General features: G+C 37.3%; 10 protein-coding genes. 8 read left to right on the top strand and 2 right to left on the bottom strand.

Features of this window, described 5'->3' with window-relative positions:
- Positions 1 to 85: 85 nt before the first annotated feature.
- The 7 genes from P1K33_RS05975 (at position 86) to P1K33_RS06005 (ending at position 13,157) form a co-directional block, all read left to right on the top strand.
- Positions 86 to 2,902 (top strand): triple tyrosine motif-containing protein, encoded by a 2,817-nt coding sequence (locus P1K33_RS05975; protein WP_284651995.1) that lies wholly within the window; start codon positions 86 to 88, stop codon positions 2,900 to 2,902.
- 337 nt (positions 2,903 to 3,239) lie between these two features.
- The gene (locus tag P1K33_RS05980) at positions 3,240 to 6,371 is read left to right on the top strand and encodes a glycoside hydrolase 5 family protein (RefSeq protein ID WP_284651996.1); all 3,132 of its coding nucleotides are present in this window, start codon (positions 3,240 to 3,242) and stop codon (positions 6,369 to 6,371) included.
- 10 nt (positions 6,372 to 6,381) lie between these two features.
- Positions 6,382 to 8,256 carry a CIA30 family protein gene (locus P1K33_RS05985; RefSeq protein ID WP_284651997.1) on the top strand — a complete coding sequence of 625 codons (1,875 nt, stop codon included), beginning with the start codon at positions 6,382 to 6,384 and terminating at the stop codon, positions 8,254 to 8,256.
- Positions 8,257 to 8,279: 23 nt separating this feature from the next.
- Positions 8,280 to 9,104: a glycoside hydrolase family 16 protein gene (locus tag P1K33_RS05990; protein ID WP_284651998.1), complete on the top strand. Its 825-nt coding sequence runs from the start codon at positions 8,280 to 8,282 to the stop codon at positions 9,102 to 9,104.
- Positions 9,105 to 9,339: 235 nt separating this feature from the next.
- Positions 9,340 to 11,634: a beta-glucosidase BglX gene (gene bglX, locus P1K33_RS05995; protein WP_284651999.1), complete on the top strand. Its 2,295-nt coding sequence runs from the start codon at positions 9,340 to 9,342 to the stop codon at positions 11,632 to 11,634.
- 3 nt (positions 11,635 to 11,637) lie between these two features.
- The gene (locus tag P1K33_RS06000; RefSeq protein ID WP_284652000.1) at positions 11,638 to 12,396 is read left to right on the top strand and encodes a glycoside hydrolase family 16 protein; all 759 of its coding nucleotides are present in this window, start codon (positions 11,638 to 11,640) and stop codon (positions 12,394 to 12,396) included.
- A gap of 173 nt (positions 12,397 to 12,569) precedes the next feature.
- Positions 12,570 to 13,157, top strand: coding sequence for an RNA polymerase sigma factor (locus P1K33_RS06005; protein ID WP_284652001.1), 588 nt, complete (start codon positions 12,570 to 12,572; stop codon positions 13,155 to 13,157).
- A gap of 222 nt (positions 13,158 to 13,379) precedes the next feature.
- Here the strand turns inward: P1K33_RS06005 and P1K33_RS06010 are convergent, their stop codons facing one another.
- Positions 13,380 to 14,039, bottom strand: a complete 660-nt coding sequence (locus P1K33_RS06010; RefSeq protein ID WP_284652003.1) for an endonuclease III domain-containing protein — start codon at positions 14,037 to 14,039, stop codon at positions 13,380 to 13,382.
- 55 nt (positions 14,040 to 14,094) lie between these two features.
- Between P1K33_RS06010 and bcp the strand changes: the two genes are divergently transcribed.
- Positions 14,095 to 14,547, top strand: coding sequence for a thioredoxin-dependent thiol peroxidase (gene bcp, locus P1K33_RS06015; protein WP_284652004.1), 453 nt, complete (start codon positions 14,095 to 14,097; stop codon positions 14,545 to 14,547).
- 39 nt (positions 14,548 to 14,586) lie between these two features.
- On the opposite strand, the gene P1K33_RS06020 is transcribed toward bcp, so the two are convergent.
- Complete coding sequence (locus P1K33_RS06020) at positions 14,587 to 16,053, bottom strand: TonB-dependent receptor (protein WP_372508206.1); 1,467 nt, start codon at positions 16,051 to 16,053, stop codon at positions 14,587 to 14,589.
- Between the last annotated feature and the right edge of the window lie 98 nt (positions 16,054 to 16,151).

Raw genomic sequence — 16,151 nt, forward strand, 5'->3', positions numbered from 1 at the left:
CGTTCTCCGATGAACGTGCTTTTTTTTACTTTACTAAATCCGCTATCAATTCTATTTATTTTTTTATAATTAGTCAAAAACCACGATGCCAAAATACCACTTAACCAGCAAGATATCATTTCTGTTTTTCTTTATTACATTCCTTGGTTTCTCTCAGGAATTGCCTCCTATTGTAAAATATTCACCTTCTGTTTATGCAGCGGGTAATCAAAACTGGATGATTTCTCAGGATAACAAGCACTTTATGTTTTTTGCGAACAACGAAGGATTACTTGAGTTTAATGGTTCAAATTGGAATCTTTATCCTTCTCCAAATGAGACAATTATACGCTCTGTTAAAGTTATTGATGATAAAGTTTATACGGGTTGTTATATGGAATTTGGCTATTGGAAAAGACAAAAGAGTGGCCAGTTGAAATATTATTCTTTGAGTAAGAATATAAAAAATAAAATCCTGGATGATGAGCAGTTTTGGACCATTCTAAACTTTGATCAATGGGTTCTTTTTCAATCTTTAGACAGAATTTTTGTTTACGATACCAAGCAGGATAAGTTCACTATTATTACGCCTGAAAGTAACATATTAAAAGCATTTAAAACAGACACAGGTTTATATTATCAAACATTTTCCGGAGGGTTATTCGAAATCGAAAACGGTAAGAGTAAACTTATTTCAAATGATCCTATTGTTTCAAAAAATAAAATTGTTGGCGTATTTAAGAGCAACAGCGGTCTTTTGTTGTTGACACAAAGCAATGGTTTCTTCGAGTTGGTTAATGGTTCGATAAAAGCGTCTCTAACTAATGTAGATGCAGATCTTAAGGCCAGCAGCGTTTACAGCTGTCAAAAGTTATCAGATGGCGGTTATGTTTTGGGTACAGTTTCCAATGGTATTTTTATACTGTCAAGAGAAAAGAACCTAAGATTCCACATTACACAGAATAAAGGCTTGAGCAATAATACAGCACTTTCGCTTTTTGAAGACAATGATAAAAACCTATGGATTGGTTTAGACAATGGTATCAATTGCATCAATCTGCAATCTCCAATTAAGAGTTTTTCTGATGATACCGGAATATTGGGAACGGTTTATTGTTCTATTGTTTACAATGACAAGCTGTATATCGGTACGAATCAGGGATTGTTTTATAAATCTTTTCAAACCAATGAATTGTTCAAGTTTGTTCCCGGTACCAAAGGCCAGGTTTGGTCTTTGTTTAAGTTTGATGGAACACTTTTTTGCGGACATGATTCCGGAACTTTTATCATTAAAGACGGTTCGGCACAAAATATTTTTTACCAATCTGGAACCTGGAAATTCGAACCGATGCCAGGTAGAAAAGATGTTTTGTTTCAAGGGAATTACTTTGGTATTTCAGTATTGAAAAAAGAAAACGGCCAATGGGTTTATAAAAACAAACTCAAGGGTTTTGATTATTCGTCAAAGTATTTTGAAGTTACACCCGATTTGAATTTTTATATCAGTCATGAATACAAAGGTGTTTTCAGATTTCATGCCAATGCCACGCTTGACAAGGCCGAAAAGTTATTTACCTATACCAATCCGACTAAAGGGAAAAATGCCAGTTTGATTGAGTATAACGGGACCATTTATTATGCCTTTAAGGAGGGAATTCTTCGCTTGGATCCAAAAACAAAAACCTTTGTCAAAGATTCATTGCTAAGCAAAACTTTTGAAAATGACGAATATACCTCAGGAAAGTTAATTGTCGACAGGTCCAATAAAATATGGATATTCACTAAGAATTACATCAATTATTTTTCTTCGGGAAAATTAAGTTCCCAGCTTAAAAAGAGCATTATTCCGATTCCGGCTTCTCTCAGAAACTCAATGTTGGGCTATGAGAATATCAATCAGATATCCGATTCGATTTACCTGATTGGAACAACAGATGGTTACTATACGTTGAATATCGATGATTTGAGTTTTAAAAACTACAGTGTTTCCATTACGGCTGTGACCAGTAACAAATTGAATAAAAGTCTGGTCAATACCTTCATCGCCGAAAAAGGGGAATTTGCCTATGACGACAATAACCTTACGTTGAGCTATACCGTGCCGGAATACAACAAATACATCAATGCCGAATACCAATATTTGCTCGAAGGCTTACAGGATGAATGGAGTGAATGGAGTGCAAAATCTTCGGTTAACTTCAAAAACTTATCTCCCGGAACCTATACTTTCAAAGTAAGGGCGAAGATTGCCAACTCAGCTCCTGAAAACGTTGCGGTTTATGAGTTTACCATTTCAAAACCTTGGTACACTTCTAACTTAGCCATATTGTTCTATCTGGCGCTTTCAATTTATCTGGCTTATTTTATCAATAAGAAATACAAGGATTATTATCAAAGACAACGTGAGAAACTGATTGAAGAAAACAATCTTCTGTTAGAGATAAAAGAGTTGGAGAACGAGCAGCAATTGATGAAAGTGAGAAATGAGCAGTTGACTAAGGATGTGGACAGCAAAAGCAAGGAATTGGCTGTATCGACAATGAATTTAATCAAGAAGAATGAATTGTTATCGCTAATCAAAGAAGATTTAAAGAAAACCTCAGAAGAAGGAAATAGAAGTGTTAAATCGGTGATTACAACAATCAATAAGAATATTGATGAGGAAGATACATGGAATGTCTTCAAAGAGGCATTTGATAATGCCGATAAAGACTTCTTGAAGAAAGTAAAGCAGGCACATACTACATTAACCCCAAATGATTTAAGGCTTTGTGCTTACTTAAGATTGAATTTATCCTCTAAGGAAATTGCACCATTATTGAACATTTCTGTTCGTAGTGTAGAGATTAAAAGATATCGTTTGCGCAAAAAAATGGACCTGCCGCATGAAACAGGACTTGTTGAGTATATACTTTCGATATAGCCACAGCGCTTTATTCTTCAGTAAACTATACATTAACTATACAAAGCAGTTTTTTATATTTCGATGATTGCCCAATTAATCATTGAATTTACCCTGTGATATCTGTAAACCTACTAGTTTTTAAGTTGTTTTTTATTATTAACTATCTTGTATAGTTTGTATAAACGATAATTTTTTTGTGGATTTATAAAAAATGTAAATTTACTAAATCATAAATTTTGCTGTCGATTTTTGCCGATATCAAAAAAAAACAAAGCAATAATTGAATTTTAGGTAATTTATTTGCCTATACATTAACACTAATCATTTTACTATACAAACCAATAATTATTAAAACATGAGAAATTTTATTTTATTACTAACCATTATTCTTTTTTCACCCTCCGTTTTTGCTCAAGACAAAGTGACCGTGATGAGTAACAGTGACGGAATGAAGCTGAAGGTTAACGGTAAAGATTTTATGGTCAATGGGATGAACTGGGACTATTTCCCTGTTGGAACTAATTACACCTATAGTCTTTGGAGTCAATCAGACAAATTTATTCAGGAAGCCTTGGACGAAGAAATGGGGTTGTTGAAAAATATGGGTGTAAATACGATAAGAGTATACACCGGAATGCCTAAAAAATGGATAGAATACGTTTACAACACTCATGGTATCTATACAATGTTGAACCATCCGTTTGGTCGTTATGGTTTAACCATTGACGGTGTTTGGACGCCGAATACGGAATATTCGAATCCAAAAACACGTGAGCTTTTATTAAAGGAAACTAAGGATTTGGTGAATGAATACAAAGACACCAAAGGATTGCTTTTGTTCCTGCTTGGAAACGAAAACAACTACGGTTTATTCTGGGATGGAGCTGAAACAGAAAACATTCCGATTAAAGACAGAAAATCTACAGGTCGCGCTCATGCGATGTATAAGTTATTCAATGAAGCTGCCGTTTCGATGAAAGCCATTGATAATTCTCATCCAATTGCTATCTGTAATGGTGATTTGCTTTTCCTTGACATAATAGCACAAGAGTGTAAAGATGTTGACATCTTTGGAACTAACGTTTACCGTGGTGTTTCATTTGGCGATTTATTCGAGAGAGTCAAAAAGGAATACGGAAAACCGGTTTTATTTACTGAGTTTGGTGCAGATGCTTTTAATGTGATGACCAATCAGGAAGATCAAAAATCCCAAGCTTTCTATTTAAAAGGTACATGGAAGGAAATTTATGAAAATGCTGCCGGTCTTGGAAAAGCAGGAAACTGTCTTGGTGGTTTTACTTTCCAATTTAGTGATGGCTGGTGGAAATTTGGTCAAACCAAAAACTTAGACATTCACGATGATAATGCTTCGTGGTCAAATGGTGGTTACCAGAAAGACTTTACAGAAGGAGAAAACAATATGAACGAAGAATGGTTTGGAATCTGTGCTAAAGGACCAACCAATGATAAAGGTTTTTACCAATTGTATCCGCGTGCGGCTTATTATGTTCTGAAAGATATCCACCAATTGAATCCTTATGCCGAAGGAACGACATTGGCAACCATTAGCAGTCATTTTGACAAAGCACAATTAATGGATGCGAGTTTAAGAGCCAGAGGCGATAAAGCAGCACTTGAAGCCGGTAAAGGCGGTAAAATCTTTTTTAGCAGATTGTCTGCAGAGTTTACCACATATAATACCGGAGGTGATTTGATTACGACACCAGATGATCCGGATCCGGCAAACCCGGTATATCCAAACAAATTAGGTTTTGACCATATGCAGTCTTATTATATTGGAGTAGGAGCGAATCCTTCTTCAAATACCAATTTGAATGTTGAATTCAACATTTTAGGAAATGTGGCTTTAAATCCAATTGACCAAATATTTTATGAAAACAGAGGTCGTCCGGTAACGGTTAGCGGTGACAATGGCGATATTAGATTGGATTCAAATAACAGAGTTCAGGTTTACAGAGCAAGTTACAACTGGAACCACAATTTATTCAACTTAAATGGTTTCTACAGAACAGGTCATTACCACTGGGGTTATGAAGGCGATTTCTTCGGATTGTATCCAGAAGCGAATTACGGTCCTCAAATCGATACTTATAACGGTATCGCTCCTTTCGGTTTTGAAATGGAAGGAAAGAAAATGTTTAACGGTTTAAAATTAGCCTTTGGTCCACAACTTTGGTGGGGAGCGAATCCTGCTATATTATTGAAATATACTAAGAATGTAGGGAAGTTCAGTTTTACAAGTGTTTACCACGAAGATTTAGAACAACAGGGAACTACTGAAAGTTCTTTTGCCATCCCGCAACCAAAAACTAGAAGATTAACATTACATACGACCAGAAAATTTGGAAAATTCGGTGTTGATCTTGGTGGAATCTGGGCAGGACAACCATTGAATGGTAGAGATTACCAAGTGTCAAGAGGTGAAGAAGGTAACGAACAGGTTTTCCAACACCAAATTGAAGGTAAAGACAACTGGGGAGGTAAAGTTAAGTTTACTTATCTCGGTGGAAAATTCAATTGGTATGGTCAAGGTGCGGCTATGGGCTTAGTGGCTAATGGTGGTGCAGATTTGACACAAACATTCACTGGTTGGAGGTTAAAAGACAGTGGAAGCGGTAACCAATACAACTTCTTAAGTGGTTTCACTTATACTTTAGGTAAATTACAGATTGCACCAAACTTCTTATGGCAAAAACCTTTGGAAGGTCCAATGAGTAATACAGTTCCTGCACCTGGAAGACCAAGAAACATTTTGGAAGATCCATTTGTGGTTAGAGCCAACAGAGAGCAAGTGGCCGGTGAAATCTTATTCACTTATGACCAAACTCCCGGAACATGGATGTATGATTGGGACAACGACAGAACAGAGGATTCTAAATTTTCGGTAAGCGCCGGTTTTGTTTTCCGTCACTTGCCAACAACACAGGATGCCGCCATCGGAATCTTACCTGACGGAAGAACAACTTTTGCATTCCCTGGAGCTGCACCGGCCAAAGATTTATATGAGGTTAACGCCAGAATCGTTTCAAAATTGAGCAAAGACTTTGGTTTTGTGGCTACTGCTTATGCAGGAGATGCGCAAGCCAATGGTAGCGATGCCAGAACAATTAGCCGTTACGGTATGGATTTGAGAATGCTTTACAATCAATTTAAATTATCTACATCGGTTAAAGTAAACGATTGGGGTCCATATGATTACCACCGTGATTACAACTTAACATTCCCACTTCAATTAATGGCTGATATTTCTTGGTCAATTGGCAAACCGGATTGGTTTAACCTACCGGGAACAAGAATTGGCTTACGCGGAACATGGCGTTCACTTGACCAGTATTCTCCTAGATACAATCCAACACAGGTTTTAGACGCAACAGGAACATTAGTGCCGGATCCTACTGCTATTGGATTCGATAATGGTAGTGAATGGGAAATCAGAACTTACATACACATTAATATATTTAATTAAAAAAGATACTATGAAATCAAATTTTAAAACTCAATTGACAAATCTTCTGTCCTTATGGATGATTGCCATATTTGTCACCGGTTGTGAAAATGACCCAAATGATTTTGAAGACCCAACATATCCTAAGAACCCTGAAGTTTTTATCGATACGTTTAGTCCCGGACTTAACTATGCTGCCTTTGGAGGAACAGTTCCAACAGCTTTTCAGGTTGATACAGAGGTGACTTATAATAATTCTGCCGCTTCTATGCGTATTGATGTTCCAAATGTAAATGACGCAGCCGGAACTTATGCCGGTGGTAGTTTCTTTACGACCGTTGGAAGGGATTTAACCGGTTATGATGCGTTGACCTTTTGGGCCAAAAGTACTCATGCGGCCAGTTTAGATGTAATTGGTTTTGGAAATGACCTGGGTGAAAACAAATTCCAGGCTTCTATCTCAGGTGTTAGTTTGACTACAGCCTGGAAAAAATACATTATTCCAATTCCGGATCCATCAAAATTAACCCAGGAAAAAGGCATGCTATATTTTGCTGAAGGACCAGAAAATGGACAAGGTTATACTTTCTGGATAGATGAAGTGAAGTTCGAAAAATTAGGAACTATAGCTCACGGAACGGCCTCTATCCTTAATGGTGAAGACAGGATAGAAACTTCATTCATTGGTGTAGTTTCAAACATCGATGGTCTGATTTGTACTTTCAATTTGCCAAACGGACAAAACCAAGCGGTAAATATCACTTCGGCATATTTAGACTTTACTTCTTCTGATACTGCCGTGGCAACGGTTAACGAAGCTGGAGTAGTAACTACTGTAGGCGCAGGTTCTGCTGTGGTTACAGCAACATTAGGCGGTGAACCAGCCAATGGTTCCATGACTATTAATTCATCAGGTAATTTTACAGGAGCGCCAACTCCAACAGAAGATCCAAGTGATGTGATTTCCATTTTCAGTGATACTTACAACAATGTTACGGTTGATTACTACAACGGATATTGGGCACCATACCAAACGACTCAATCAGCTGACTTTACCGTTGGGAATGATAATGTATTGAACTATACCAACTTTAATTTCGTTGGAGTTCAATTTAGTGCGCCGACAATCAATGCAACTTCAATGTCTCACTTCCATGTAGATCTATATGTACCAGGAACTATACCTGCCGGAGCAAACTTCAGAATACAATTGGTTGATTTTGGAGCAGATGCTGCTTATGGCGGTGGTAATGATACGAGTTCAACAATGACCTATACAGCGCCGACTTTGGTTTCTCAAAGCTGGATTAGTTTAGATATTCCTTTCACGGCTTTCGCCGGATTGGCGAGCAGAGCTCATTTAGCCCAAATCATTTTTGAAGGAACAAACATTACAAACTTCTACGCAGATAATATTTATTTGTACAACAATGGAAGCATTATTCCACCGGTTCCGACTGTAGCTGCTCCAACGCCTACAACTCCGGCCGCTAATGTGACTTCTGTGTTTAGCGATGCTTATACCAATGTACCCGGAACAGATTTTAATCCAAACTGGGGACAAACCACTGTGGTTACACAAGTGCCAATTGCTGGCAACAATACCTTGAGATATGGTGGTTTAAATTATCAGGGAACGCAGTTTGCAACACCGTTAAATGTAACGAATAGAAACTTCCTGCACTTAGATTATTATACAGCCAATTCGACCAGTCTGAAAGTTTACCTTATCAGTCCTGGTCCGGTTGAAGTACCTTATGTTTTGACCGTGCCATCTCCGGGAGGCTGGAATAGTGTAGACATTCCATTGTCTTCTTTCGGCGCTGTTAATATGAACAATGTAATCCAAATGAAGTTTGATGGGAATGGAGATATTTATTTAGACAATATCTATTTCCGTAATTAATTCTAAAACAATAACTGATACAAATGAAAAAAACAGTAATAAAAAATATAGCACTATTCTCAATGATGGCCATCACTTTTGTCGGATGTGATTCTGATGACAAGCAAAGTGTAGGCAGTCGCAATTGGCAGCTATCTTGGAGTGATGAGTTTGATGGCGTAGCAGGAACATCTCCAGATGCTTCTAAATGGTCTTTTGATTTAGGGAACAGTGGTTGGGGTAACCAGGAATTACAAAACTATACCGACCGTCCGGAGAATGCTTCTTTGGATGGAAACGGAAATCTGGTAATAACCGCTTTAAGAGATAATTTTGGTGGTTCTCAGTATTCATCTGCCCGAATCAAAACCCGAAATTTATTTGCACAACAATACGGTCGTTTCGAAGCGCGTTTGATTACGCCTTATGGTCAGGGAATTTGGCCGGCATTCTGGATGTTGGGCGATAATGGTGCTGCTTGGCCACAATGTGGTGAAATTGATATCATGGAACTTAGAGGACAACAGCCAAGTCAGATTAACGGAACCATTCACGGTCCCGGTTACTCAGGAGGAAATGCCATCACGAGTATCTATTCCTTAACCGCCAATCGTTTTGACTTAGACTATCACATTTTTGCAGTAGAATGGGATGCCAATAAAATTGACTTTTTTGTAGATGGTTATTTATACAATCGCATTACTAAAAGTGACCTACCGGTTAATTCAGAATGGGTTTATGATCATTCGTTTTATATGATTTTAAATGTAGCTGTAGGAGGTAACTATGTTGGATTCCCATCAGCTCAGACTCCAATGCCTCAGAAAATGACAATTGATTACGTTAGGGTTTATACTGACGGAAACTAAATATTAATATAACAACAATAGAGAGATTATTCTATTAAAGAAATTGTGATGAATAAAATAAAATGCATCCATCAAAAATGAGTTAGAAAAAAGGATAAATAGGTAAACAATAAAGCAATTAAGGTTTACCAAATAATGGCATTCACACACACTTTGTTTTTTTAGTTTTTTCGGGAAGGTCAGTAATGCTCTGGCCTTTCCTGAAAATAAGTAATTTTTTTTTGAAATTTTTCTAATGAAATTCAACATACCAATATTTATATTCTGTACTGCCGGAGTACTATTTTCAAGCTGTTCTCAATCACAAACCGTTGTACAGAAAGAAAATAAATCACAGCGTTTTGATGTAAAAGTCGATTCGGTTTTAAAATTGATGACACTTGATGAAAAAATCGGGCAGCTCAACCAATACAATGGTTTTTGGGATGTGACCGGGCCAACACCTAAGGATGGTCAGGCGGCGTCCAAATACGATCATCTCAAAAAAGGTTTGGTTGGTTCAATGCTGAATATTAAAGGCGTAAAAGAAGTTCGCACCATTCAGAAAATTGCAGTGGAGCAAACCCGATTAGGCATTCCTTTGATTTTTGGTTTTGATGTCATCCATGGTTACAAAACGATTAGTCCAATACCGCTGGCAGAAGCTGCAAGTTGGGATATGGCTGCCATAAAAAAATCCGCCCAGATTGCTGCCGAAGAAGCTGCATCTGAAGGATTGAACTGGACATTTGCCCCAATGGTTGATATTTCAAGAGATGCGCGCTGGGGAAGAGTTATGGAAGGTGCCGGAGAGGACACTTATCTGGGAAGTAAAATTGCCGAAGCCAGGGTAAAAGGTTTTCAGGGCGATGATTTGTCTTCCGGAAAATCGTTGGCTGCTTGTGCCAAACATTTTGCCGGTTATGCCTTCGCTGAAGCGGGACGTGATTACAATTCGGTTGATGTGAGTGAAGCTACTTTACAAAACACCATTTTCCCGCCATTTAAGGCTTGTGTTGATGCTGATGTTAAAACGTTTATGAATTCCTTTAATGATTTGAACGGAATACCGGCAACCGGAAACAAATACCTTCAAAGAAAAATATTAAAAGGCGATTGGAATTTCAAAGGCTTTGTGGTTTCTGATTGGGGTTCCATGACCGAAATGATTGCCCATGGTTATGCCAAAGACAACAAGCATGCGGCCGAAATTTCAATGAATGCCGGTTCAGATATGGATATGGAATCGTATGCTTATGTTGCACATCTGTCTACTTTGGTTAAAGAAGGAAAAGTAAAGGAAAGCGATATTGATGAATCGGTAAGAAGAGTTCTTAAAGTAAAGTTTGAATTAGGTCTTTTTGATGATCCCTATAAATACTGTGATGAAGCAAGAGAAAAAGCAACTGTCGGAAAACCCGAATTCCACCAGACAGTTTTAGATATTGCCAAGAAGTCAATCGTTCTCTTAAAAAACGAAAATGAGTTGTTACCTCTGTCAAAGTCAGGCTTAAAGATTGGGTTAATTGGTACCCTGGCTAACGATAAAACCAGCCCGTTAGGAAGCTGGAGAATTGGTGCCGATGATAATACCGCTATTTCTGTTTTGGAAGGAATGCAACAGTATAAAGGAAATGCCCTAACGTTTGCCAAAGGTGCTGATCTGACTGTTGGTCCAACCAAATTTGGTAGTGAATTACACATCAATATGACCGACAAATCAGGTTTTGAAGAGGCGATTGCTTTGGCAAAAAAATCAGATGTAGTAGTAATGGTTTTGGGTGAACACGGTTTGCAGACCGGTGAGGGCAGAAGCCGCACCGATTTAGGTTTGCCTGGCGTTCAACAGGAACTTTTGGAAGAAATCTACAAAGTAAATAAAAAGATTGTCTTGGTTTTAAACAATGGAAGACCTTTGGCTTTACCTTGGGCAGCCGAGAACATTCCGGCGATTGTTGAGGCTTGGCATTTGGGAACTCAAAGCGGTAATGCCGTTGCACAGGTTTTATATGGCGACTATAATCCAAGTGGTAAATTACCAATGACATTCCCGAGAAGCGTTGGGCAAGTGCCAATTTACTACAACTATAAAAATACGGGAAGACCAACAATGAACGAACCGGAAAGCGTTTTCTGGTCGCATTATACAGATGAAAAAAACACACCGTTGTATCCTTTTGGATATGGTTTGAGTTATTCAAAATTCACTTATTCTGATTTGAAACTGAGCGCAGGTTCGTTTTCTAAAAACGGAAAGATTACGGTTTCGGTTACGATTAAGAACACCGGGAAAGTGACCGGAAAAGAAGTGGTTCAGCTTTATATCCGCGATTTGGTTGGTAGTTTGACCCGACCGGTAAAAGAGTTGAAAGGTTTCGAAATGATTGAGTTGAAAGCCAATGAGCAAAAGACGGTAACTTTTACCATTGATGAAAAAACTATAGAATATTATACGGCCAACAATAAATGGGAACCTGAAACCGGAGATTTCAAAGTCTTCATTGGAGGAAATTCAGCAGAAACATTAGAAGCCAATTTTAAATTTGAATAGATTATGACAAAGTATATTGCTTTAGTATTCGTATCATTTGCTTCTTTCGGGCAACCTAAGGGTCAAAAGTTAGTTTGGCAGGAAGATTTCAACGGTACTACATTGAATGAAAAGGAATGGAACTTCGAAATAGGTGACGGTTGTCCTAATATTTGTGGTTGGGGAAATAACGAAAAGCAGATCTATACTAAAAACAATCATATGATCAAAGATGGTAAACTGATCATCAACATCAGAAAAGAAGGTGAAGGATATACTTCTACCAGAATCACTACTGCTGCCAAAAAGGAATTTCAATATGGCAGGATGGAAGTAAAAGCTAAAATCCCAACCGGTAAAGGCATTTGGCCGGCATTCTGGATGTTGGGCTCTAACATTCCTAAAGTAGGTTGGCCAAAATGTGGTGAGATAGATATCCTAGAATATGTTGGTCGCGAACCGGACAAGGTTTATACTTCTTTGCATACACAAGACAGTCACGGAAACACCATAAATTCCAAAAAGACCGAGTTTAAAAACATTGAAGAAGGATTTCATTTGTATTCAATAGATTGGACAAAAGATAAAATCGAGTTCTTTGTTGACAATCAATCGGTTTACAAGTTTTCACCCGATGACAAAAATGAAAACACCTGGCCATTCAATCAACCGTTTTATTTTATCATAAATGCCGCTGTTGGAGGCAATTTTGGAGGTCATGATGTGGACAACAGTATTTTCCCTCAAGAATATTTAATAGATTATATAAGAGTTTACCAATAATAATTTGGTGATTTCATCGTTTTTTTAAGTTTTTTTCAGCTTTTATTTGTTTTTTAAATAAATTTTATGTTAAATTTGGCTTGTAATTAACTCTTAAACCCGATTTGCCTATACACGACAATTACTTTTTAGATTAAAATCTCTTTTTTAACCCTACACTAAAAGGTAATGTTATGGCTAAATCTCAACTTCCAGATGCTATACTAGTAGATAAGTATGTCGCAGGCGATGAAAATTCGTTGGCTATTCTTATTGATAGACATCAATCAAAAATTTATGGATATATCTATTCGAAGGTTTCGGATAGGGACGTGACCGAAGATATTTTTCAGGAAACCTTCTTCAAGGTGATTCACACACTCAAATCAAAAAAGTATTACAACGAAGAAGGTAAGTTCTTATCTTGGGTTTTACGTATTGCCAGTAATCTGATTATTGACAAATTCCGTAACGATAAAAAAATGCCATTGAATCGTGATACGGATGACTTATTGGTTTTCTCGAGAATCACGGATGACTCATTGAATATCGAACGAAAACTGATTAAAAATCAAGTCGAAATTGATATCAAAACCATCATTGAAAAGTTACCTCATGACCAAAAAGAAGTGATAATGATGCGCTACTTTTTAGATATGAGTTTTAAGGAAATAGCTGATTTTACGGGTGTTAGCGTGAATACTACTTTGGGTAGAATGCGTTATGCCATTACAAATCTGAGAAAGGTGATTGAAAAAAATAAAATTTATTTGCCTTCTTAGACAATAAAAAGTAATTTTTTGCGTTTTTATATAAACATCTCTAAACCAACAGATTTTATATATGGCAAAACTTTACTCTAAAAGAAAATTAGCTCCAAAAAAAATGTTACCTAAAAAAGAAACCATACGACTAATACTTCAATATTCTTGTGCATTGAATATTATTAAAGTAGGTAATATGAACTTCGAATCAATTGCTAATTGAGAAACATCCCGGTATAGTTATCGGGATGTTTTTTTATAGTATTCTTCCAAGACATCTTTCCTGCCAATAGTTTTGGTGATGATATCTTTGTCCAAATTCCAGCCTCGCGCCGGAGAATATTCCCTTCCGTACCAAATGATTTGCAGATGCAATTCGTTCCATAATTCCTTTGGAAAAATGGCTTTGGCATCTTTTTCTGTTTGCTGTACGTTTTTACCATCAGTCAGATTCCATCGATACATCAGTCGGTGAATATGGGTGTCTACCGGAAATGCCGGAACGCCAAAAGCTTGTGACATCACTACACTAGCGGTTTTATGACCTACAGAAGGTAATCTTTCCAATGCTTCAAAACTCTGCGGAACTTCGCCGTTGTGTTCTTCAATCAATATTTGTGACAAACCGTAAATGCCTTTGGATTTCATTGGTGATAAGCCACAAGGTCTGATGATTTCTTTGATTTCCTCTACCGTAAGTTTGACCATATCATAAGGATTGTCGGCTTTGGCAAATAAGAGTGGCGTAATTTGGTTCACACGGACATCAGTGCATTGCGCCGAAAGCAAAACCGCAATCAGCAGCGTATAAGCATCTTTATGGTCAAGCGGAATAGGGATTTCAGGATAGTATTCTTTTAACGTATTTATAACGAATGTTGCACGTTCTTTTTTGGTCATTTTAAACTAAATTTGAGCAGTAAAAATACTAAAATTAAACATAAAACCTTAAAATATGACAACACTGCAAAAAGGCGACAAAGCACCCAATTTCTCTGCAAAAGACCAAGATGGAAATACACACACTTTAGCCGATTACAAAGGCAAAAAGTTGGTGGTCTTCTTCTATCCGAAAGCCAATACGCCTACCTGTACGGTTGAAGCTTGTAATTTAAGAGACAATTTCGAACGCTTTAAAGCCAATAATTATGAGCTGCTTGGCGTTAGTGCTGATTCGTTAAAAGCGCAAAGCAATTTTAAAAAGAAGTTTGATTTGCCTTTTCCATTATTAGCCGACGAAGACCGAACTGTTATCAATGCTTTTGGTGTTTGGGGTCCGAAGAAATTTATGGGTAGGGAATTTGACGGAATCCATCGGGAAACTTTTGTAATTAATGAAAATGGAATTATTGAAGAAGTGATTTCCGAAGTAAAATCTAAAGAGCACGCGACGCAGATTTTGAAGTAATTATAAAAAAAGCCGTGAATTAATCACGGCTTTTTTATTTTATGCTTTTTCTAATATTCGATTCGGATCATAACCAAACAATTGGTGTTGTTTGATAATGTCTGAAATTCCTTGAGGCAATAAATTTTCCCATCCTGGAGTTCCGTTGCTAATCATTTTTAATACTTCACGAGAGAATATTTTTAAGTGATCTTTATCAAAGTCGGTGATGTCAACCACTTTTCCGTTATACGCAAAGAATTTATACAACTCTTTCATACGCGGATGAACTTTCAGGTTTTGTGAGTTTACGATTTCTCCATTTTCATCTTCCATTGGATACAAGAATACTTTTAAATCGCGGTAGAATAACTTACCGAAGGCTTCCAGAATTCCTCCACTCAAATGGCGATAGTATTTTTCGTCAAAAATATCAACCAGGTTATTTACTCCCATGGCCAATCCCATACGGGCTTTGGTGTAGTTAGAGAAGTATTCAACCACTTTATAGTATTCCTGGAAATTGGATATCATTACGGTTTGGCCTAACGAACAAAGCAATTCGGCTCTGTCCATAAAGTCTCTTTCGTCAATTTCACCTTCCGAACGCAGGTTGGAAAGCGTAATTTCAAAAATAACCAGTGTATTGTCTTTGTCAACTTTGCTTTCTTCAAGGAACATTTTCAATGATTTCTCATACATGTCCATGTTTACCTGAGTAACCGGACGGAAACTTCCTCTAAGCGCTAAGATGTTTTTCTTGTATAGGATAGAAGCAGGCAAAATGTTTTTCCCATCTGGGCCAAACATTACCGCATCGGTCATGTTATTTTTAACCAATTGCAAACTCATCAAACGGTTGTCAACATTGGCAAAACGCGGACCCGAGAAGTTGATGGTATCAATCTCCAATTGGTCTTTGTCTAAATGGTCATATAGATAACGCAATAGTTTTTTGGGATCGTTGTACTTGTAGTAAGCACCATAAATCAAGTTTACACCCAGAATTCCAAGGGTTTCTTGTTGCAAACGTGCATCGGTTTCCTTAAAGCGAATGTGAAGTGTAATCTCGTTGTAATCCTCATCAGGTTCAACCTGGTATTTTATTCCAACCCAGCCATGGCCTTTGAATTGCTTGGCAAAATCAATAGTGGCAACGGTATTGGCAAAACTAAAGAATATTTTATTCGGATGCTTGTCTCTTTTTAAACGCTTTTCAATCAGTTCAACCTCATGATTCAGCATTTTTTTCAAGCGGCTTTCAGTAACATAACGACCATCATCTTCAATTCCGTAAATAGCATCACTAAAGTCTTTATCATAAGCCGACATTGCTTTCGCTATTGTACCCGATGAACCACCGGCTCTGAAAAAATGCCTCACTGTTTCCTGACCAGCGCCAATCTCTGCAAATGTCCCGTAAATATTGTCATTCAGGTTAATTCGCAATGCCTTATCTTTGATAGCAGGAATTTGTTCAATGGCTTTATCGCCTTTCAATTTTATAATAGAAACAATATTGTCCATAGTGTAGCGTAAGTATTCTTTGCAAAGTTAGTAAAATAGCTATTTTATAAAAAGATAATTAAGTCTAAATTTGTATTTAATTACAGTAAAAGTCAAAC

This window comes from Flavobacterium terrisoli (assembly GCF_030167905.1).
Classification (GTDB): Bacteria; Bacteroidota; Bacteroidia; order Flavobacteriales; family Flavobacteriaceae; genus Flavobacterium; species Flavobacterium terrisoli.

What these genes read in the sequence shown, in the direction of transcription:
- P1K33_RS06020 (WP_372508206.1), bottom strand. Translation starts at nt 16,053, where the DNA reads ATGGACAATATTGTTTCTATTATAAAATTGAAAGGCGATAAAGCCATT.
- P1K33_RS06005 (WP_284652001.1), top strand. Translation starts at nt 12,570, where the DNA reads ATGGCTAAATCTCAACTTCCAGATGCTATACTAGTAGATAAGTATGTC.
- P1K33_RS06010 (WP_284652003.1), bottom strand. Translation starts at nt 14,039, where the DNA reads ATGACCAAAAAAGAACGTGCAACATTCGTTATAAATACGTTAAAAGAA.
- P1K33_RS05975 (WP_284651995.1), top strand. Translation starts at nt 86, where the DNA reads ATGCCAAAATACCACTTAACCAGCAAGATATCATTTCTGTTTTTCTTT.
- bcp (WP_284652004.1), top strand. Translation starts at nt 14,095, where the DNA reads ATGACAACACTGCAAAAAGGCGACAAAGCACCCAATTTCTCTGCAAAA.
- P1K33_RS05980 (WP_284651996.1), top strand. Translation starts at nt 3,240, where the DNA reads ATGAGAAATTTTATTTTATTACTAACCATTATTCTTTTTTCACCCTCC.
- P1K33_RS05985 (WP_284651997.1), top strand. Translation starts at nt 6,382, where the DNA reads ATGAAATCAAATTTTAAAACTCAATTGACAAATCTTCTGTCCTTATGG.
- bglX (WP_284651999.1), top strand. Translation starts at nt 9,340, where the DNA reads ATGAAATTCAACATACCAATATTTATATTCTGTACTGCCGGAGTACTA.
- P1K33_RS06000 (WP_284652000.1), top strand. Translation starts at nt 11,638, where the DNA reads ATGACAAAGTATATTGCTTTAGTATTCGTATCATTTGCTTCTTTCGGG.
- P1K33_RS05990 (WP_284651998.1), top strand. Translation starts at nt 8,280, where the DNA reads ATGAAAAAAACAGTAATAAAAAATATAGCACTATTCTCAATGATGGCC.